General features: G+C 36.4%; 20 protein-coding genes and 2 pseudogenes. 16 read left to right on the top strand and 6 right to left on the bottom strand.

Going from position 1 to position 20,308, the window contains the following annotated elements; translation table 11 throughout:
• Positions 1-45 precede the first annotated feature (45 nt).
• The 9 genes and pseudogenes from HX13_RS06475 (at position 46) to gcvP (ending at position 8,301) form a co-directional block, all read left to right on the top strand.
• Positions 46-879, top strand: coding sequence for an SDR family oxidoreductase (locus HX13_RS06475; protein WP_050020388.1), 834 nt, complete (start codon positions 46-48; stop codon positions 877-879).
• A gap of 91 nt (positions 880-970) precedes the next feature.
• Complete coding sequence (locus tag HX13_RS06480; RefSeq protein ID WP_050020389.1) at positions 971-1,399, top strand: SRPBCC domain-containing protein; 429 nt, start codon at positions 971-973, stop codon at positions 1,397-1,399.
• A gap of 31 nt (positions 1,400-1,430) precedes the next feature.
• Entirely contained in the window at positions 1,431-1,889 is a 459-nt protein-coding gene (locus tag HX13_RS06485; protein ID WP_050020390.1) for an SRPBCC family protein, read from the top strand.
• A gap of 36 nt (positions 1,890-1,925) precedes the next feature.
• Complete coding sequence (locus HX13_RS06490) at positions 1,926-2,384, top strand: hypothetical protein (protein WP_050020391.1); 459 nt, start codon at positions 1,926-1,928, stop codon at positions 2,382-2,384.
• 326 nt (positions 2,385-2,710) lie between these two features.
• Positions 2,711-3,265, top strand: a complete 555-nt coding sequence (locus HX13_RS06495) for an RNA polymerase sigma factor (RefSeq protein WP_228377658.1) — start codon at positions 2,711-2,713, stop codon at positions 3,263-3,265.
• An 11-nt stretch (positions 3,266-3,276) separates the two neighbouring features.
• Positions 3,277-3,609 (top strand): hypothetical protein, encoded by a 333-nt coding sequence (locus tag HX13_RS06500; RefSeq protein WP_050020393.1) that lies wholly within the window; start codon positions 3,277-3,279, stop codon positions 3,607-3,609.
• Between the two features lie 91 nt (positions 3,610-3,700).
• Positions 3,701-3,958: a hypothetical protein gene (locus tag HX13_RS06505; protein WP_050020394.1), complete on the top strand. Its 258-nt coding sequence runs from the start codon at positions 3,701-3,703 to the stop codon at positions 3,956-3,958.
• Positions 3,959-4,136: 178 nt separating this feature from the next.
• Complete coding sequence (locus HX13_RS06510; RefSeq protein ID WP_050020395.1) at positions 4,137-4,784, top strand: J domain-containing protein; 648 nt, start codon at positions 4,137-4,139, stop codon at positions 4,782-4,784.
• Positions 4,785-5,440: 656 nt separating this feature from the next.
• Positions 5,441-8,301: pseudogene (gcvP, locus tag HX13_RS06515) on the top strand (aminomethyl-transferring glycine dehydrogenase).
• A gap of 73 nt (positions 8,302-8,374) precedes the next feature.
• Here gcvP and HX13_RS23665 read toward each other — a convergent pair.
• A complete protein-coding gene (locus HX13_RS23665; RefSeq protein ID WP_238555097.1) occupies positions 8,375-8,548 on the bottom strand; it encodes a hypothetical protein in 174 nt (57 codons plus the stop codon).
• Between the two features lie 124 nt (positions 8,549-8,672).
• Positions 8,673-9,374, bottom strand: a complete 702-nt coding sequence (locus HX13_RS06520; RefSeq protein ID WP_050020396.1) for an AAA family ATPase — start codon at positions 9,372-9,374, stop codon at positions 8,673-8,675.
• Positions 9,375-10,363: 989 nt separating this feature from the next.
• Between HX13_RS06520 and HX13_RS06525 the strand changes: the two genes are divergently transcribed.
• Entirely contained in the window at positions 10,364-10,699 is a 336-nt protein-coding gene (locus HX13_RS06525) for a DMT family transporter (protein ID WP_050020397.1), read from the top strand.
• Here HX13_RS06525 and HX13_RS06530 read toward each other — a convergent pair.
• Positions 10,696-11,223 (bottom strand): glycosyltransferase family 32 protein, encoded by a 528-nt coding sequence (locus HX13_RS06530; protein ID WP_238555098.1) that lies wholly within the window; start codon positions 11,221-11,223, stop codon positions 10,696-10,698. The genes HX13_RS06525 and HX13_RS06530 overlap by 4 nt on opposite strands.
• A gap of 395 nt (positions 11,224-11,618) precedes the next feature.
• Positions 11,619-12,011, bottom strand: a complete 393-nt coding sequence (locus HX13_RS06535) for a DUF1073 domain-containing protein (RefSeq protein WP_238555099.1) — start codon at positions 12,009-12,011, stop codon at positions 11,619-11,621.
• A gap of 526 nt (positions 12,012-12,537) precedes the next feature.
• Between HX13_RS06535 and HX13_RS06540 the strand changes: the two genes are divergently transcribed.
• From HX13_RS06540 to HX13_RS23670, 3 genes are read left to right on the top strand one after another with little or no spacing between them, the layout of a single operon-like run.
• On the top strand, positions 12,538-13,335 hold the full coding sequence (locus HX13_RS06540) for a sensor histidine kinase (protein ID WP_238555100.1): 798 nt from the start codon (positions 12,538-12,540) through the stop codon (positions 13,333-13,335).
• Positions 13,332-13,808 carry a LytR/AlgR family response regulator transcription factor gene (locus tag HX13_RS06545; RefSeq protein WP_238555101.1) on the top strand — a complete coding sequence of 159 codons (477 nt, stop codon included), beginning with the start codon at positions 13,332-13,334 and terminating at the stop codon, positions 13,806-13,808. The genes HX13_RS06540 and HX13_RS06545 overlap by 4 nt, the downstream gene beginning before the upstream one ends.
• 11 nt (positions 13,809-13,819) lie before the next feature.
• Positions 13,820-14,056 (top strand): LytTR family DNA-binding domain-containing protein, encoded by a 237-nt coding sequence (locus tag HX13_RS23670; protein ID WP_238555102.1) that lies wholly within the window; start codon positions 13,820-13,822, stop codon positions 14,054-14,056.
• 17 nt (positions 14,057-14,073) lie between these two features.
• Here the strand turns inward: HX13_RS23670 and HX13_RS06550 are convergent, their stop codons facing one another.
• On the bottom strand, positions 14,074-14,808 hold the full coding sequence (locus HX13_RS06550; protein WP_050020398.1) for a DNA-formamidopyrimidine glycosylase family protein: 735 nt from the start codon (positions 14,806-14,808) through the stop codon (positions 14,074-14,076).
• A gap of 239 nt (positions 14,809-15,047) precedes the next feature.
• On the opposite strand from HX13_RS06550, the gene HX13_RS06555 reads away from it, so the two are divergent.
• Together HX13_RS06555 and HX13_RS06560 are read left to right on the top strand one after the other, a co-directional pair.
• Positions 15,048-16,403, top strand: a complete 1,356-nt coding sequence (locus HX13_RS06555; protein WP_050020399.1) for a deoxyguanosinetriphosphate triphosphohydrolase — start codon at positions 15,048-15,050, stop codon at positions 16,401-16,403.
• 113 nt (positions 16,404-16,516) lie between these two features.
• Complete coding sequence (locus HX13_RS06560) at positions 16,517-17,455, top strand: SPFH domain-containing protein (RefSeq protein ID WP_050020400.1); 939 nt, start codon at positions 16,517-16,519, stop codon at positions 17,453-17,455.
• A 52-nt stretch (positions 17,456-17,507) separates the two neighbouring features.
• On the opposite strand, the gene HX13_RS23675 is transcribed toward HX13_RS06560, so the two are convergent.
• Positions 17,508-18,122 (bottom strand): DUF4377 domain-containing protein, encoded by a 615-nt coding sequence (locus HX13_RS23675; protein ID WP_082129238.1) that lies wholly within the window; start codon positions 18,120-18,122, stop codon positions 17,508-17,510.
• Positions 18,123-18,266: 144 nt separating this feature from the next.
• Here HX13_RS23675 and HX13_RS06570 point away from each other — a divergent pair.
• Positions 18,267-20,290 (top strand): annotated as a pseudogene (locus HX13_RS06570) (hypothetical protein).
• Positions 20,291-20,308: the final 18 nt, after the last annotated feature.

Raw genomic sequence — 20,308 nt, forward strand, 5'->3', positions numbered from 1 at the left:
TTATTTCGGCTTATTGTTTGATGCTATTTAGAGAAAGATTTGCTTATGAAAACACAGAACAAATCCCAATCTAAATCGAAAGTCCCTAAGGATGGGATTTTTCCTGAAATTATCAGGAATGATTATCAGGGAAGCAGGAAGCTGCTAGGTAAAAAAGCGGTTATTTCCGGAGGTGACAGCGGTATAGGACAGGCTGTAGCCGTCCACTTTGCCAGAGAAGGGGCCGATGTTGCCATTGTTTACAAAGAAAGCGTTGATGACGCGAAAGAAACTCAAAGGCTGGTTGAACAGGAAGGGCAGAAGTGCCTTTTACTGAAAGGAGATCTTACCCGGAAGTCTTTCAGAACCCAATGTGCTGAAAAGATCAAATCAGAATGGAAAGGCCTGGATATTCTTGTTAATAATGCGGGGATACATACTTCAAAAGATCACCTGGAGACGATCTCTGATGAACAGATTCAGGAAACATTTGATACCAATATCATTTCAATGATCTCTTTCACCAGGAGTTTTCTTCCATTGATGGGAAAAGGAGCCAGAATTATCTGTACAACATCGGTTACAGCCTACCGGGGAAGCGATCATCTGATTGATTATGCTGCTACCAAAGGAGCTATTTTATCCTTTATCCGTTCTTTGTCTGCTAATCTTGCGGAAAAAGGAATTCTTGTGAACGGGGTTGCCCCGGGACCTATATGGACGCCCCTTGTAAAGGAAGCCTTTGATGATCTTTCCACGTTTGGAAAAGATACACCGCTGAAAAGAGCAGGTCAACCCTCTGAAGTGGCTCCGGCTTATGTTTTTCTTGCTTCTGAAGATGCCAGTTATATTACCGGGGAAGTAATTCATATCAACGGAGGGGATTTTGTAGGAGGTTAACAAGTTGTTGTTGTATATTGTTGCAGTAACGGGTGTTTGAAATTAATATCTTTAAAACCGTAAATTTTCATTGACAATAAATTTAAAAAATATGGAACTATTGACGTACGAGGTTGAAATCAATGCAGAACCGGAAAAAGTATGGAGTGTTCTCTGGGGAGATATTACTTACAGACAATGGACAACTGCTTTTACAGAAGGTTCCTTCTACGAAGGGACATTGGAAGAAGGTAATATCATCAGGTTTTTTGATCCTAAACAGAACGGAATGTATAGCAGGGTTGAAAAAGTTATTCCCAATCAGGAAATAAAATTCCTGCATCTGGGAGAAATTTATGAAGGTATCGAAGTGCCTCAGGATTGGGGAGAAGCAACAGAATCTTATGTTCTGGAGGAAAATGATACCGGAACGCTGTTGAAAACAATTATCCAGACTCCGGCAGAATTTAAAGATTTTTTTGAAGAGAAATTCCCTAAAGCACTCGGGATTATAAAACATCTCTCAGAAAATCAACTATAATACAAACCTATCACACTACAAATTTAAAAATATGGAAACATTATCTTACGAAACAGTAATCAATGCTCCTAAGCAAAAGGTCTGGGACATTCTTTGGGGGCCGGAAACGTATACTGAATGGACAAAACATTTCGGAGCAGGTTCCGTCATGAAATCTGATTGGAAAGTAGGAGGAAAAACTTACTTTATGAATGCTCAGGGCGAGGGAATGGTATCTACTATAGACAGCCTTGATGAGCCCAACCAGATAGTTTTTAAACATTTGGGAATGGTAGACAAAGACGGTCATGAAGATACTCAAAGCAAGGAGGTTATGGAGTGGAGTGGTGCTTTTGAAAAGTATTTTCTGACCGATTTCGATGGAAAAACAAAACTTCATACTGAAGTTCAGGTTGATAAAGAATGGAAAGACCACATGGATACGGGTTTTACGAAAGGGTTGATGGTGGTGAAAAGCCTGGCGGAAGGAGTGAGCCTGGATGCGGTGTAATAACTCCTGATCTTTAAAAATATCTCCTGTTTACATATGAAATTATTAATCATTCTTTTTGCTACATTCATTCTGGCTTTGCTGGGAACAACAGTGTTTCATGGAAAGCCGGATTTTTTATTTTCAGGAAATCTGGGGATGGCTATCTTTATCATTTTTACCGGATTTTCCCATTTTAAATTTCAGAAAGGAATGGCAATGATGATTCCCGATTTTATTCCGGGTAAAATGTTCTGGGTGTATTGTACGGGATTTCTGGAAATAGCAGCGGGAATAGGGCTGATGATTCCGGCAATCCGGGAAATTACAGCTATTTTGCTTATTGTTTTTTATCTGTTGGTTTTTGTAGCCAATATCCACTCGTCCCGGAGAAATGTTAATATTTTCAAAGCAGATTATACGGGGCCGGGAATGAAATATCTTTACACTCAAAGAATTCCCATGCAGGTTATATTAATCGTATGGACCTGGTATTTTGGGATTTATTTACATTAAAGAATTACGTTTTGTCTGTTACAGTCACGCTGTTTTTATAAATAACGTGATAAACAGGCATTGCATGATTTTAAAGTATCGTTTGCTTTTACACGGCTTTTAACAATCCCGGATATTTCTATTATCAGATGATATTGGAATTTTTGTTTAAAGAGAAGTTTAAATCCATTTGCTTTAAAATTTCTATCTCAAACTGAGAAGTAATTTTAAACAAAAATGCGATGGATAAAAGAAAACCGGATTATAAGAAAAATATTTTAAATTTATTAAAGTAAAACCAAAAGCATAACCGTCATGTCAATATGGAGGTTGTCGAAAAAATAACAATGCCACAGAAGGAGAAAGAAAGCATCATCTCACAAACCGTTTCCAACTACGGCGGGAAGCTGATGTCTTACATTCGTCCTAAAGTGAAAAACACGGAGGATGCGGAAGATATTCTGCAGGAAGTGTGGTATCAGTTCAGCAGTCTTACCAATCTCTCAGAGATTGTAAATATAGGAGGCTGGCTGTACAGGGTGACGGCAAATAAGATTACGGACCGTTACCGTAAAAAGAAAACAGAAAATCTTGAAGATTTTGTCTATGAAGACGAAGACGGTGATTTTTCCATCAAAGATATTCTATTGATGGATGAAAGCGCAGGTCCTGAAGTTAAGATGTTTCAGGATGAGATCTGGAAAAAACTGTTTGAAGCTCTTGATGAACTTCCCGAAAAACAAAGGCTGGTGTACGTAGAAAATGAACTGAACGACAAAACCCTCCAGGAAATAGCCGATGAACAGGGAGAAAATATTAAGACCATCATCAGCAGAAAAAATTATGCTGTGAAGCATTTAAGGAACAGATTGAGAAAGTTATATGAAGATTTAAAAAGTTAGAAAAAGAAAGTATGAATCATAAACACAAAAAAGGCTGGATTTTCTTATTGTTATGTCCACCATTGATCTTCGCCGCAGTTACATGGATTGTGATGTGGCTTTGGAATTGGCTTCTTCCTGAGATTTTAGGAGTTAAGGCTATTACATTCTGGCAGGCAATGGGGATTCTTGTTCTGAGTAAAATTCTTTTCGGAGGTTTCCATTTTGGAAAAGGAGTGAGGGATTTCAAAGAAAGAAAGATGAGACAAAAAATGGAGTCCTGGTCCCCTGAAGAAAGAGAAAAATTTAAAGAAGTCTGGAAAAACAAATGTTCCGGAGGGTTCTTCACCAGAAATAACGAATAATTTTAAAATTGTAAAGAAGTAGTAAAGTAAAATTAAAATTGATTCGTCTCTATAAAAAACAAGAAGTAGTAAAATTTAAAATTTTGAAAAAATGAAAAATTCAGCATTAAAAGGTGCTCTTGGAGCACTAGCCGTAGTAGGTGTAGCCTTCATTGCAAAAAAAGCAGCACAAAGAAAAAGATTTATCAAAGGTATTTTTGACGAATATGGAATTAAAGAAAGGTCCCCTTTCGGATTAGCCGATAAAATCAGAGAAATGAATGATGAAGAATATCAGGAACTGAAAGGGAAATTCAAAAAGGAATTCCATTCAGGATGTTGCAGGAAAGATAATACCTGTGAAGCATAAGAAGTAAAAACTCAATTGAAATTGTTAGTTCCGGCGCGGGAAGCAAAGCTTCCCGCGCCGGAATCTTTTTACCCTACGGCAAAGAAAGGATCTATACATTAATCCAATTAAAATCTGCATGTTTTTACCATAAACATCCGACGCAAAGAAAAATAAATCCTTATTTTTGTATTGTTCAATGAAAGATTACTATTATTTTCTCGGGATTTCTCAGGATGCTTCAGAAGAAGACATCAAAAAGGCTTATCGGAAGCTGTCTTTGAAATACCATCCCGATAAAAATGACAATGATGACTTTTTTGCAGACCGATTCCGTGAGATTCAGGAGGCGTATGAAACATTGAGTGATCCGGGCAGGAGGCATGCCTATGATCAGAATTTGGAAAACCATCAGCGAAGTTTCAGGTATAATATTCCACCTGCAATCAAAACTTTTACAGCGAATAAAATTCATGCGAAAAAAGGGGAGGAAATCATTATCAGCTGGCAGACAAGTAATGCTGATGTGGTGAAGGTTCTGCCTTTCGGATTGGAAAAGCCGTACGGAGAAAGGATCTTTAAGATTACAGAATTTAAGGATGGAAAATTCCAGCTTTTGCTTCATGCTACCAACTCGCTTTTACATAAAACAGTTGTTCAGGGAATTACCATTACAGAAGTTTTCGAAAATGACACCGAGAAATTCAAAAGTAACGTTGAGGACATGTTCAAGCCACAGCCCAGGACAGTTGTAAACCGGTCGGGTCAGCCTAAAATTGTAGTATTGTTTTGGGGACTTATTATATTGGCGTTAGCTATTTATTTTTTGCTAAAAACTTTTAGCTAGCTTAAGCCATTTTTTTTCTCCCCGGGCATTTTTTACATCTTTTGCCTTTCTTGAATTTTTTACAGCATGATTTCTTTTCGCAGAACATCTCTTCATTGTTGAATGAGTATACAGGGGCCAAAGGCGGAACTTTAAATGGGACAATCATATTCATGCTGCAAATATATTAATTTAGAATAAATATAATTAATAAAATTTCTTAAAATTCTTATAACCTGATGAATAGCAGTATATGTCTTGTTTTATATTCCTGAAAATTAAATGAGCTGGAGCTAAGTAGAGTTCTCCGGGTTGTAAAAGTTTTTTTTTCATAATAGGCTTCCCGTTCTAGTAAGGATAAATTTCTTTCTGAGGGCTTATTAAGCAAAATTGTTAAATCATTTACATAATTAAATCAATTCAGTTTTTTACATGGTTTTTAATAAATAGTTTAATGTTTATTTAATAACTGTTTTTTAATATTGTTATCTATTATTTATAAAATCAATGTAATTGTTGTGTAAAATGAATAGATGCTGCTATTCCCGGCTAAAAGTGAATTACATTGCCGCAGTAATGATTTTCTTTAAATAATCAGGCATTTCAGGCTATTGTACAATCGTGCAAAAAAGTGTAATTTTAGCCATCTTTTTTACAAACAAAATCTAATAAAAAAAATGAATACAGAACAGTTTGTGAGCCGTCACATTTCCCTTAATGAAGCCGATAAACAGGCGATGTTGGAAAAACTTGGCGTTTCTAGTATTGAAGAGTTAATTTCTCAGACCATCCCTTCTTCTATCCGTTTAGAAAAAGATCTTGAGATCTCTGAACCCCTTTCGGAATATGAAATGTTGAATCACTCGAAAGAGTTGGCCTCAAAAAATGTTGATTATACGAGCTATATCGGGTTCGGGTACCATAATACACTTTTACCATCAGCAATTCAAAGAAATATTTTTGAAAACCCAAGCTGGTATACAGCGTATACGCCTTATCAGGCGGAAATTGCGCAGGGAAGACTGGAGGCTCTTCTTAATTTCCAGACTGTTGTATGTGATCTTACAGGCTTTGCCCTGGCAAATGCATCGCTATTGGATGAATCTACTGCAGCTGCAGAAGCTATGCATATGTTCTTCAACAACAGAACTAAAGATCAGAAAAAAAGCAGGGGCTAATAAATTCTTTATTTCTGATTTAGTATTGCCTCAAACGATTTCTGTATTAAAAACAAAAGCGGAAGGTTTGGCCATTGAAGTAGTAATTGGTGATCATAAAACCCATCAGTTGGATGCTTCTTATTATGGAGTACTGTTACAGTATCCGGGGAAAAACGGAATTGTATTGGATTATACTGAAGATATTGCAGAATATAAAAAAACTTGATCTTCAGGTAGCAGTAGCTTGTGATCCTATGGCATTGGTAAAACTGAAGTCTCCTGCTGAAATGGGAGCCGACTGTGCTGTGGGGACAACACAAAGATTCGGAATTCCATTGGGATATGGAGGACCTCACGCGGCATTCTTTGCTTGTAGAGAAGATTATAAAAGGGATATTCCGGGAAGAATTATCGGGGTGTCTCAGGATATGTACGGAAAACGTGCATTGAGAATGGCTTTACAAACCAGGGAACAACATATTAAAAGAGAAAAAGCAACTTCCAATATTTGTACTGCACAGGTTCTCTTGGCGGTAATGGCGGGTATGTATGCTGTTTATCACGGTCCGAAAGGATTAAACTATATCGCAGATCAGATCCACTTCAAAGCCAATGCTTTAAAAAATGGTCTGAAAGCTTTAGGATACCAGACTGCAGAAGAGCCGATTTTCGATACAGTGAAAATTATAATGGCCGAAGATGAAAAAGGAAGATTGATGAGAATGATGCAGGATCACAGAATCAATCTGAACTATTTCACAGAAGGAGTGGTAAGCATTGCGATCAATGAAAGTACAACATTGGAGAAATTGAATTATCTGATGACTTCTTTCGCACAATTTAAAGATAAGCAAAGCTTCAAATTAGAAATAAAAGAAGGATATAGCATCCCTGAAGAAAACCTGAGAAAAGACGAAATTCTTACAGAAGAAGTATTCAATAAATACCATACTGAAACAGAATTAATGCGTTATATCAAACGTCTTGAAAGAAAAGACCTGTCATTGACGCACTCGATGATTTCTTTAGGATCCTGTACGATGAAACTGAATGCAGCTACTGAAATGTTACCTTTGTCATGGGCAGATTGGGGTAGCGTACACCCGTTTGTACCGGTTGATCAGGCAGGCGGTTACCAGCAAATGATCGCTGAGCTTGAAAAAGACCTTGCTGAGATTACAGGCTTTGCAGGAACTTCTTTACAGCCTAATTCAGGGGCTCAGGGAGAATACGCAGGATTGATGGTAATCAGGGAATATCATATTTCAAGAGGTGACCACCACAGAAATGTAGTATTGATTCCTCAGTCAGCTCACGGAACAAACCCGGCTTCTGCAGCAATGGCAGGAATGAAGATTGTGGTAGTGAAAAATCTTGAAAACGGAGAAATCGACTTCGAAGATCTTAAAGCTAAGACAGAACAGCATTCAGAGAACTTATCGGCTGTAATGATCACTTACCCGTCTACTTATGGATTCTTTGATGCCAATATTAAAGAAATTACCAACCTGATTCACGAGCATGGAGGACAGGTATACATGGATGGTGCCAACATGAACGCTCAGGTAGGATTTACAAGTCCGGGAAATATCGGAGCAGACGTTTGTCACCTGAATCTTCACAAAACTTTCGCCATTCCTCATGGAGGAGGAGGTCCTGGTGTAGGTCCTATCTGTGTTGCCAAACATTTGGTTCCTTTCCTTCCTTCCAATGCGAATATCAGAATCGGGGCTAAAGAAGCTATTGATGGTATCTCTGCAGCCCCTTACGGCTCAGGTCTTATTCTTAATATTTCTTATGCCTATATTAAAATGTTAGGAGCAGAAGGCCTTAAAAAGGCTACAGGGCACGCTATTCTGAATGCCAATTATCTGAAAGAAATATTATCCGAACACTTCCCGATTTTATATTCAAATGAAAATGGAAGAGTAGCTCACGAATGTATCGTAGACTTCCGTCAGTTCAAGTCTTTAGGAATTGAAGTAGCGGATGTAGCGAAGAGATTGATGGATTATGGTTTCCATGCTCCTACAGTTTCCTTCCCGGTTGCAGGAACATTGATGATTGAGCCTACAGAATCTGAAAGTAAAGCTGAAATCGACCGTTTCGCAGAAGCGTTAATTTCTATCAAAAAAGAAATTGATGAAATTGCAAACGGAGAGGCAGATGCAACAAACAACGTATTGAAAAATGCCCCTCATACCGAGCAAATGGTTATCTCTGATTCCTGGGATAAACCATACAGCAGAGAAAAAGCAGCGTATCCGCTGGAGTGGGTAAGAGACCACAAATTCTTTGCTTCCGTATCCAGGGTAGATGAAGCTTACGGAGACAGAAACTTAGTATGTACTTGTGAGCCGATTGAAGCTTATATGTAATCAATACTGAATCAATAACAAATAACGAGGCTGCCTTAAAGGCAGCCTCGTTTTATTTTAGTAATTCTCTTAGTTATCTCCTTTTGTAGGTGTAGGCAATCAGGATGGCTACTCCCATAGTAAGTACGGTTATCATTGAAATTGTTTCAATTGAGATTCCACTTTTCATCTGTGTGTTTTCTTTTTCACATGAGTAAAAGAATAATACTGTCATCAGAAGACAGTCCGATAGTAGTTTTTTAATCATAAATGTATTGGTTTGGTTATTAATTTTTTATGATCAAAAAGTATACCGGATTTGTAGACTAGTATAATGCAGTTTTTATAGAGAAAAATAATTAACCGGATTCTTTATGAGGAAATAATTTTTTTTAGCTTCTAATTTTTTTGATTAAAGCAGCTTTTACAGCCGTAAGGGCATGATCTTTAGCTTCAGCAAAAGAAATGGCATATTTCCTTTCTATAGTCGTCATCTCTGCCGGGAACTGACTCAGCAGCTGATCGTAAAAAGCATCCAGGAATTCAGAAGAAGGCATTTCATAATTAATTTTTAATTGAAAACGCCTCAGGATAGCTGTATCAATAATCTCAGGATGATTGGTGGCACATAATAAAAGCGCATTTTCCGGATAGTAGTCAATCAACTGAATTAATGTATTCACAAGCCTTCTCATTTCGCCTACATCCTTATCGTCACTGCCTCTTGCTTTTCCAATCTGATCCAGTTCATCAAGAAAAAGAACGGATCTTTCCCTTGCGGCTTTATCAAATATCATTTTAATATTCTGGGAAGTTTCTCCGATACGTGATGAAACAATATTGCTCAGGTTTAAAATAATGATATTCTTGCCTAATGCATGGGCCAGCGCTTTAGCAGTCATGGTTTTTCCACATCCCGAGCTGCCCTGGAGGAGAATCTTATTATTTACAGGAAGACCATATTCCTGAAGTTCCTTAATGTAAGTGTGCTCCCTGATCAGCTGTACAAGGATTTCTTTGTTTCCTTCATTAAGGAACACATCATTGAAGTTGATCTGTTCTTTGTCCTGGATAATAAGATTATAAAGATTCATGATAATAATTCAAATAAGATTCTAGCAATCGCAAAGATAAGGCATTATAAAGTTTTGTCAGATATCCTGAAAATAATAAGCCGATAGATAGGCTGGGAAGAAGTGATGAATAAATTGTAAATGTATCAATAAGGATGAGAGGCCCGTTCAAATTTAAGATCCTTGATTCACCTTCAGTTCCTTATATTATTGTAAAAGAAAAACCGGACATAAGCCCGGTTTTCCTTTTGGATATTAAAATTTGTTATGAAACTAAGATCTTTTTGTTATGTTTTTGGGCCCTTTTACCCAGCGAGTAAAAGAGCGGATCTGAAATTCAGACTAAAAACATAAAACAATATAATTAGTATAGATTTTCTATAGGCTGTCTTGTTATAAGAATTAGTTTCTTTCTCTTTTTGCTGTCATGAAATATGAAGTAAACACTACTACGCAAGTTGCAATACCGATGTAAGTTATCATTTTGTATTATTTTTAATTATTTGACTTTTTTTTTATCAATTTTTCAATTGCAATATTACAGTTTTCAAATCACGTGCCAAAGTAAAATACTATGATGTATATCAGTATGTTATAGGTGTTATATGTAACATATAAGTAGTTTTTTGTTTACGATTTGTTAATATATTATTGTGAATTTATTGATAATTTTATATTCTATGTGTAAAAAAATGTAAAAATATTAACTGTTTTTCTGCTTCTATATTGGACTTGATAAAACAAAGAATAAATAATGCTTTGCATAACATTGTTTTTTTATACTATTTCTTACATAAAATTTTAGTCAGAATCATTCTTTATGTTAATGAAATTTATTTTTAACGGTATTTTTTATGCTGGAATTTTTGTCAGCTATCCTGTTTTTGTGACATTGATGATGTTATGATGTCACAGACCAGAGACGATAAGATCTTGGTCAAATGAACCCTTTTGGAATTCCTTTGGAAATACGAAATCAGTTTTATTATTTTTGCATAAAGAATGATCGTATGGGACGCAGTTATATTTTTCTTGCTTTGGCAATTGTATTCGAAATTATAGCCACTTCTTTCCTAAAGAAATCAGAAGAATTTTCAAAATTGCTACCTTCCGTTGTTACCATTGCAGGGTACGCCTGTGCTTTTTATTTCTTAAGTCTGACGCTTCGCCAGATTCCGGTGGGAATTACCTATGCAATTTGGTCCGGAGTAGGAATTGTATTTATTACCGTGATTGGAGTCATCGCTTTTAAGCAGGTTCCGGATCTGCCTGCTATTATCGGTATTGCCCTGATTGTCCTTGGGGTGATTATTATTAATGTGTTTTCAAAGATGGGAACCCATTAAGCAATAATATCCTGTTTCATTTGCAGCTTTTTCCAGTGTAATGATTTGCTTTTGTATAAAAAGAATTTTCCCAGCTTATATTTGAATTGTAAATAGCCTCGAAATTCGATACCCTCAAATAAAGTATAGGGAATGTCGGGATGTTCTTGTAAAGCTTGTCTGATCCCTTCACTGAATACGGTGGGGCCTGTAGTGGCATGGATATTATTCGGATAACGGTGGTTTTGTATATTATCAAGCATCAGTTCCAGGGTATATTTCAAAAAAGGATGGTTTTTATTAAAAATGAGCCCCCATTGTACATATAAATTTTCGTGTCTTTCCGCACTGATCACAGCTTCATCGTCTTCTTTAATAAGCTGTCTCAGCGGTTTGGTTATTGCACTGTCTATATCCAGGTATATCCCTCCCTTTTTATAGAGGATAGCATATCTGAAGAAATCAGCTTTGGCGGCTCCAATGGTTAGTTTCCGGTAGCTTTCAATGTATTCAGGCGGAAATTCTTCAGAGATAAATTTTTTCAATATCATGATCGTCATAGAAAAAATAGCGGTATTCTGGATTTCTCCTTTTTATATTCCAGATGTGAAATCTTGTAATCAAGGGTAGCTTTTTTGTTTTAAAAGTCTGAAATATCTGTTTCGGTATAGCCATATTCTTTCGTTTTTAATGATACATGTTTATCCACCCACTAAATTTTATAGCAGGGAATAATATTTTTTAATAAAAAGAGGGGGAACAATGTTACGTTACCGAATAATGTATTCGATGTAGAACTAGTCTTTTGATTATATTTTCAAAGAATGGTTAAATACGTTTGGGTAGAAATTTTAATTTTTTTTTTAATTTCGTACAGGATATATATTGTTTAAAAAAAATATATCTTATAAAGTTTTAATATGTTGTCAACAAAGCATTTCTAATCGTTATTTTGTGAGGTTACAGTGAATGATTGAATGACCGACTGGAAAAAATTGAAAAGGAATATTTTATCATAGAATATATCCAGACCATTTTCAATAATACAATCAAGATGATGAGCAGTATTGGTGACAGCTCCTTCTTCTACGAATACAAACCAAAGCTCTGAAAGCCCGTTTCTTTTTTTAAACTCTTCAGAAGCATTACAGTCCGGCAATGTGCAATGGTTCCTGTCATAAAACAAAATGCCCTTTGTACTTCCGTTATGCTTTATAATGTTAATAGGATGGTGGATGTAGCTGAGGATCTCTATTGTGGAATCAAAACACTCAATAAAATGATGAAGATCGATAAGTTGTATTACTTTTTCTTCCTGTTGCGATTCTGTCATAAAAAAAACATTCCGAAGTTATTTCCTGAGTTAATTCCTGAAAAACGGCTAATTCCATATGCATCAATTATACAGCGCAAAGAAAGCCAGAATAACAGTGATGAAATTTATTTTTATACAAAACGGCGGTTATTTTATACGAAATCCGGATCTATAATTGGTATAATAAAATAAGGATTTTGTATAATAGTATAGATCTGAGCAACGGTATTACCTATTTTTGTAACACTAAAGAATCTGAGCCGTATGAATTTCAGCCCATGGAAGTTTAAGGAAACACTTGTAATGGACTTTCTGATAGAAAGCCGCTACAAAACCCGCAGGCATCTGCTATTCCTTATTTTCTTTTTTTTCCTGTTGTATAGTGCCAGGTTTTGGCATTCCTATTCCGGGGTATATCAATACTATGTCCTGTTTTTCGTATATGCTATACTCATTGCTATGGTTTATATTAATATTTATATTCTGGTCCCACGGTTCTTTTTTTAAGACACAATATGTTACCTATCTTGTAGTACTGGTGCTTATGGGGGTAATAGGACTTAATATCATCGGATATGGTTTTAAATGTATTTTTGCCGATTTCAGGATTGGAAATACCCATAGGGCAAACGAAAAGGGGGGAATCTATGAAGGCGTGCTGATGTGTATTCCAATTATTTTAACTACAACAACTGTGAAGCTTTTACAGAAATGGATCAGTGATAATAAACGGATCAATGAGCTGAGTAATCTCACCCTGAATATGGAGTTGAATGAGCTTAGAAACCAGATCAATCCTCATTTCCTGTTTAATATGCTGAATAATGTGAAGGCACTTATCAGAACAGATCCTGATAAAGCCTCTGTGGTAATTGTCAAGCTTTCAGAGTTTCTCAGATACCAGCTTTATGAGAATAGCGAAGAAAAAACCTTGCTGACTTCAGAAATCGATTTTCTCTCTAATTTTTTGAACCTTGAAAAAATAAGGCGTGAGAATTTTAATTTTGATATTCATACGGAAGCAGATAAAAGAACCATCAACGGAATCTTTGTCCCCCCGAATTTATTTACCACCTTTGTTGAAAATGCGGTGAAACATAGTGTGGATATCAGTGGGAAAGAATCTTATGTACGGATTCTGATAAAAGTTGAAGGAAAAGAGCTTAGTTTTACCTGTATCAACTCCAGGAACCCGGATTATTCCGTTTCAGACAAAAAGAACAGCGGGCTGGGACTGGCCAATATTAAAAGAAGGCTTGAACTTCTTTATAACGATGAATTTGAGTTGAATATCATTTCAGAGAATAAAGAATTTTCTGTTATTTTAAAAATTGCGGTATGAATTGTATTATTATAGATGATGAGCCTCTGGCAAGAGCGGAAATGCGATCATTGATCCATGAAACCTCAAAAATTGATATCCTTGGTGAGTTTTCCAATGCGCCTTCAGCACTGGAATTTCTCAAAGATAACGATGCGGATCTTATTTTCCTGGATATTGAAATGCCTTTAGTGACAGGCCTGGAATTTGCAGAAATGTTACCTAAAAAATCATTAATCATTTTTACAACGGCCTATGCCCAATATGCGCTGAAAAGTTATGAACTGGAAGCGGTAGATTATCTGCTGAAGCCTATCGATCCGCAAAGGCTGGAAAAAGCTATTGATAAAGCAGTATTGTATACGGAACTTTTTGTCCAGGGATACCGTAAAGAGCACGGTAGAGTCAAATACAAAAGACTTTTTTATTTATCAAAGCAGAGCGGAGATTTTATAAAATCAGTTTTTCAGAGATTAAATTTATTGAAGGACTGAAAGATTATGTTGTGATCCACACTAAACAACAAAAACTGATCACAGCAATGAATCTAAAAACCATTCATCAGAAGATTTCAGGGGAAACTTTTTTAAGAGTCAGTAAATCTTTTGTAGTGAATACAGATTATATTGATTCATTTGACAACCACAGTATTTATATTGATGAATCGGAAATTCCTCTCGGGGAAGTCTACAGGTCAGATTTTTTCACAAGATTTGCGGGGGGACTTCTTAATTCAGACTGATCAAAATATTCTTTATATTAATACAGTTCCTGATCCTGCTCACAATAGAAACTTCTCCTTTTTCCTTTACCGGTTTGCTTTTTAATAAGCTTCTGACCACACGTCGGACATATGGATTTTGTATGAACAAGCCAATGTTTTTTTAGCGTAAATTCCCTCTTCCATTTCAGGAAATCAAAACTGTAATTTCTGGATTCGGCAATAAGTTCTTTTCTTTTTTGAGCAGGAAGATTACCGACCAGGCTTTCAGGCTGCACTCCGATTCTGAAAAGCACTTCATTTTTAATAATATTTCCGACACCTGAAAAAATATCCTGGTTCATCAAAGCATCACAAACCATCATTTCAGGATTGGCCTTCAATTTTTTTTCTGCCTTTGAAGGATCCCACCGATCGCTCATCACATCAGCTTCCCAGTCGATTTCAGATAAATATTCAGTTCCAACAGCTTTTACAGAACACGTGTAAAAATACATTCCACCTGCAGGAAAAATGAGGGCTAACCGCAAACTCTGATCCGGCTTTGTCTGTTCATCAATACTGTAAGAACCAAACATTAATAGATGAATACGAATCGCAGTTTTTTCAAAAACCAGATAAGTTTGCTTTCCGAATGTACGGATTTCCATAAGAGTCTGACCGACAAACGGATCTTTGTCAAATTTAGCATTGCCTGAAGCTTCTGTTACTTGCTTTCCAACAAAAGGCTGCAGGCTTTCTTTCATTAAAATTATTGAGGGACCTTCAGGCATAGCATTACTATTTAAGAAGGAAAGTCCAAATATTATTCCGTAAAAGCATATAGTAAATTAAAGTGAGTGGATTACTACTTTTGTTCTGTTTTTAGAATCACCTTTTTCATCTTTTGAGAAATATAGATGACTTTTGCTGAATGCCGAAAGAAATAATCCGCCTTTTAAATGATGATTCTGTGTAATAAAATTTAAATAGTATTCCGTAAAACTAAAATTTGAAGTAATTTTGAAAAATGATGAATTTAAACCAGATTTTCACCAATCAGCGTACAGGAAACAATCCACATACCAAAGCTTCGAGAACTGATTTTCAGAGGGATTTTGATAGAATTATTTTTTCTTCAGCCTTCAGGAGGCTGCAAAATAAAACCCAGGTTTTTCCGCTTCCCGGAAGTGTATTTGTTCATAACAGGCTGACACATTCTTTAGAAGTATCGTCGGTAGGGCGAAGCTTAGGAAGTATTATCGGTGAATTTATTGCTGAAGATTTTAAAAACGAGCTTACAGAAGAATCCAGAAATTTTTACTTATATAATTTAGGAAATGTTATTGCTGCAGCGTGCTTATGCCATGATGTGGGAAATCCGGCTTTCGGGCATTCCGGTGAAGATGCTATTGCCAGTTATTTTGAAAGAAACGAAAAAGACCTGAAAGCTAAATTCAATGAAAAGGAATGGGCAGATCTGGTTAATTTTGAGGGAAATGCAAATGCAATCCGGGTATTGGCACAACAGCAGCAGGGAAAAGATGCAGGTGGCATTCAGTTGACCTTTTCTACACTGTCCAGCATTGCAAAATATCCGTGTGAAGCCGTAGCCAAGAAAAAAGGAATTATTCACAGGAAAAAGTTCGGTTTTTTTCAGAATGAAAAAGATATTTTCCTTGAGATAGCCCAGGGAACACAGCTTATTGCAGAAAGTGAAGAACCTTATATCTTCAAAAGGCATCCTTTTGTATGGCTGGTGGAAGCAGCCGATGATATCTGTTATAATATTATCGATATGGAAGATGCCCACAGACTGGGAATTGTATCAACTTCCGACTGTGAAAACCTGTTTTTCGAATTGGTAAAATCTGAAAGTAATGATATCGACAGGGTAAAAAACAAATTGGCTTCCATCTCCAATGAAAATGAAAAGATTTCTTACCTGAGAGCAAAGGCTATCAATGCCCTTATCAATAAATCTCTGGAAATTTATAAGCAGAATTTTGAAACCATCCTCCAGGGGAATCTTGATATGGCTCTTCTGGACAGTTATAAATCTGAAAACAGGGCATTACAGGATATTGAATCCTTTTCTATTGAAAAAATCTACAATCACAAAGCAGTGGTAGAAATTGAAAATGCAGGATATAACGTAATGTATGAATTACTGGACCATTTTATTCCTTCTATTCTAAAACCTGAAGACGAAAGAAAATCTTATGATAAAAAAGCACTGAAACTTTTACCAAGACAATTTGTTTATGAAAATGGAACAGATTATCAAAAAGTACTTGGTATCATTGATTTTGTTTCCGGAATGACGGATAATTATGCAACAGATCTGTATAGAAAGATCAAAGGAATAGATATCGGAATGACAGTTTAGTTTGAAAATAAGTAGTATATTTATAAAAACGGTTTATAGCTTGGCTAATGCTGAAACTTAAAAAGTTTTAACAAAAGCCGGCTTATGACTACTTATTATTAAAAACTGAAACTATGGGGATTTTTCTAGCGCCCGTTATTGTCTTTGGGCTTATTATTTTATTTGCTTCGTTTTTTGTGGTGAAACAGGAAACAGCAGCCATTATTGAACGCTTTGGTAAATTCCAGGCGGTGAAACATTCCGGACTTCACCTGAAGCTTCCGATTATCGATCAGATTGCCAAAAGGCTCAATCTTAGAATTCAACAGCTTGATGTAATGATCGATACCAAAACCCTGGATAATGTATTTATCAAAATGAAGATTTCTGTACAGTACCAGGTGATCAGAAATCAGGTAGGGGATGCCTATTATCGCCTGGAGAATCCGGAAAATCAGATTACATCTTTTGTTTTTGATGTGGTACGTGCTGAAGTGCCGAAGCTGAAACTGGACGATGTTTTTGTAAGAAAAGACGACATTGCTGTAGCTGTAAAAAGCGAATTGCAGGAAGCGATGAACAGCTACGGGTATGATATTATCAAAGCACTGGTGACGGATATTGATCCGGACGAACAGGTAAAGCATGCCATGAACAGGATTAATGCAGCGGAAAGAGAAAAAACAGCAGCTGAATATGAATCCGAAGCGCAAAGAATCAGAATTGTAGCGGTAGCAAAAGCTGAAGCAGAGTCTAAAAAGCTACAGGGTCAGGGGATTGCCGATCAAAGAAGAGAAATTGCCAAGGGCCTTGAAGAATCGGTAAGAATGCTAAACAATGTAGATATTAATTCTCATGAAGCTTCTGCGCTTATCGTAGTGACCCAGCATTATGATACATTACATTCTGTAGGCGCCAGTAACAGGAGTAATCTGGTTTTACTGCCTAACTCACCTACAGCAGCCAGCAATATGCTCAATGATCTGGTTGTTGCCATGACTACGGCAAACACAGTAGGCGAAGTAAGTAAAGGAAAATATCCGGACCCGCCTAAAAAAGAAACGGATTTTTAAAGTGATCCTTATTGAAATAAAAAGCTCCCGAATTTTTTGGGAGCTTTTATTGTTATTTCTTTGTTTTAGAAACCTGTTCTGTTAATATATATTTAATGGAAGAGGCATCTGCGGGAGGGTTCGCTATTTTTTCAGTTTTTACCTTCAAAACATATTCATATCCCGGTTCATAGGTAAATCCTTCGATATTGCTATAGAAATTCGTCCAGTTTTCAGAAGCATTTTCTTTTACCTGCAGGCATTTCATGCGGCCTGCCCCTGCAGAACAGTCTGCAGTTTGTGCCCCTACGATAAGTGTTTTTTCGTTGGCATCAGCCGTTTCTTTTTTAGTTTTGGAAACCTGTTTTACCAAAGTATATTTAATGGAAGATCCGTCAGCCGGAGGATTGGCGATTTTCTCAGTTTTTACTTTCAAAACATATTCATATCCCGGTTCATAGGTAAATCCTTCGATATTGGTGTAAAGGTTGGTCCAGTTTTCGGAAGCTTTTTCTTTTACCTGCAGACATTTCATAGGAGCTACCCCTGTACAGTCTGCGGTTTGTGGTCCTACAATGAAAGTTTTTTCATCAGCTGGGGAACCTCCCGGAATGGTTGTACATTGTGTCATTGCGAATAATGCTAATGCGGGAGCTGTCCCTTTTAGAATTGTTGCTATACTTTTCATAAACTTGATTTTAGCGCATACCTCGCAATTACCATGCCGAAATCTGTTTCTTCAATTGTCACAGTTCTTCTATTGTTTTTTACTTTTTTTAATTATTTAATTTGAACTTTGTAACAATCATAACCAAAAACGTAATTCATAAATATGGATAATCAAATTCAAATTGAAAACTACAAGATTCAAAAACCTGAAGAGTGGGCTGAAAATATCGGGGACCAGGAAATTATAGAAAGAATCAAGGATTCCGAATTTGCCAGAAAACAGATTGATGAAGGAAGAGACTACTGTTACTTTTTAGATAAAAAAATATTATACAAGCAATAAAGAAAACGGTGAATACGCCTGCATGGCTTATACACTGAATGAGCCGGGAAACCTGGAGAGGGCTTCCGTGTCTGATGTTGTAGTAGAAGAGAATGAAGTCTATCAGATTCATAGGATCAGTGTGTTAAGGGATGGAGTGCTGATTGATAAAATTCCGGATACAAAGATCAAAGTCCTGGATAGCGAAAATCAAAGCAGTGGAGGAGTATTGAGCAGCAATAAGAAAATCAATATTACCATTAAAGACCTCAGATTGTATGATGTACTGATTTTAGAAGATTCCAGGGTTAAAGTTTTTACCGATCGTGATTTCCTTAGAAAGGAATTTTCGAAATATGTCTGGGTGAGTCCGGATAATTACTGGGCATATGGCAGTTTTAGATTTACTTTTATTAATGAACGTGAACAGACCATTGCTTATAAAAAGACCTTTTTCAGAGATGAACAGGGAAATGTTCTGGAACCGGAAATCAATTATTTAAAGAAAGGAGACCGGTTTGTATTTGAAGAACAAAATTATATCAATCCGGTAGACGCGGGGCGTGAAATTTTCCCTTATATAGATTTTGCTACGGAAAGTACCTGGAAAGACCTTTCAAATTATATCGTTCCTATTTACGATGAAATTTTCAGCAAATCTTCTTTACAGGAATTTGCTCCCCATCTTGTTGAAAAATTAGATGCTATTGCAGATCAGGATGAGAAGCTTCAGTTTGCAATTGAATATGTGCAGAATCATATCTATTATATTTTCAATGCTGATGAAATGAACGGCCATAAGCCACAGGAACCTTCCATCACCTATGAAAACAAGCAGGGGGACTGCAAAGCTAAATCTGTATTATTGAAGGTTATTCTGGATTATATCGGCGTAGAAGCATCTGTGGTACTGGTTAACTTTCATACAGACTATTATATTAAATATTACCTTCCTTCATTATTAAGTTTTAATCATGTGGTGGTTAAAATAAATTATAAGGGAGAGGAATATTTTGTAGATGCTACTATCAGGGATGAGTTTGGTCTGATCGAAAACAGAGGTTTCATGTATTTTATGCATTACCTTGAAGTTAAAAAAGATCAGCAGCTACAGGTAAGAAAGGCTTTTAAGTTTCCTTACTATTGTGTGGATGAAAAAGTTGATTTTACCACCCAGGGAAATACCGGAAACCTGAAACTGGTCACTACCTATAAAGGAAACAGGGCCAATGCCATGAGAAGGTATTTTAAAAGTACCAATAAAAGAGAGATTATAGACAGCTGGAACAGTTTTCTCTTTTATAGCCTGAACTATTCCGGCGACAGGAACGGGACTGATGTAAGGAATATATTTAAAGATGCAGCCATTGATGTCATAAGTGATAACAAAAAAATTAAATGAAGTAAAGATTCAATATACGGCTGTAGTGGAAAACCCCTATTATACAGATCCGCAGAAAAACCGTTTCCTGATGTATTTTGACAGAAACGTAGTGAAAGCCAGTGCAAGAGATTTTATGCATAAAGACCTTCCTTTCTGGCATAATTTCGACAGTGAAAAGTATGAAATCAATTTATATACGGATCAGAAAATTGATACTGAAGAAAAGTATACCGTTCAGGAAAGTACAATAAACAATCCTTATTTTGATTATAAAAGCCGTAAGAAAATTACAAAAAACGGAGCCAGCGTGTATATCGAGCACAATCCTTTAGTTAACCTGGAAATTCCACAGGATGAGTTTGAAAGATTCAGAACAGATCATCATACGGTAGCCGACAGCAATTTTGGCTTGGGAGTTGATGTCATAGAGCCTGGGCTGATGAACAGGCTTAAATTCAGCTTTAAGAAAAAATTTAAGTAACGGGATTAAGATTGTAAG

Origin of the sequence: Chryseobacterium sp. P1-3 (assembly GCF_000738495.1) — a bacterium.
GTDB lineage: Bacteria > Bacteroidota > Bacteroidia > Flavobacteriales > Weeksellaceae > Chryseobacterium > Chryseobacterium gallinarum.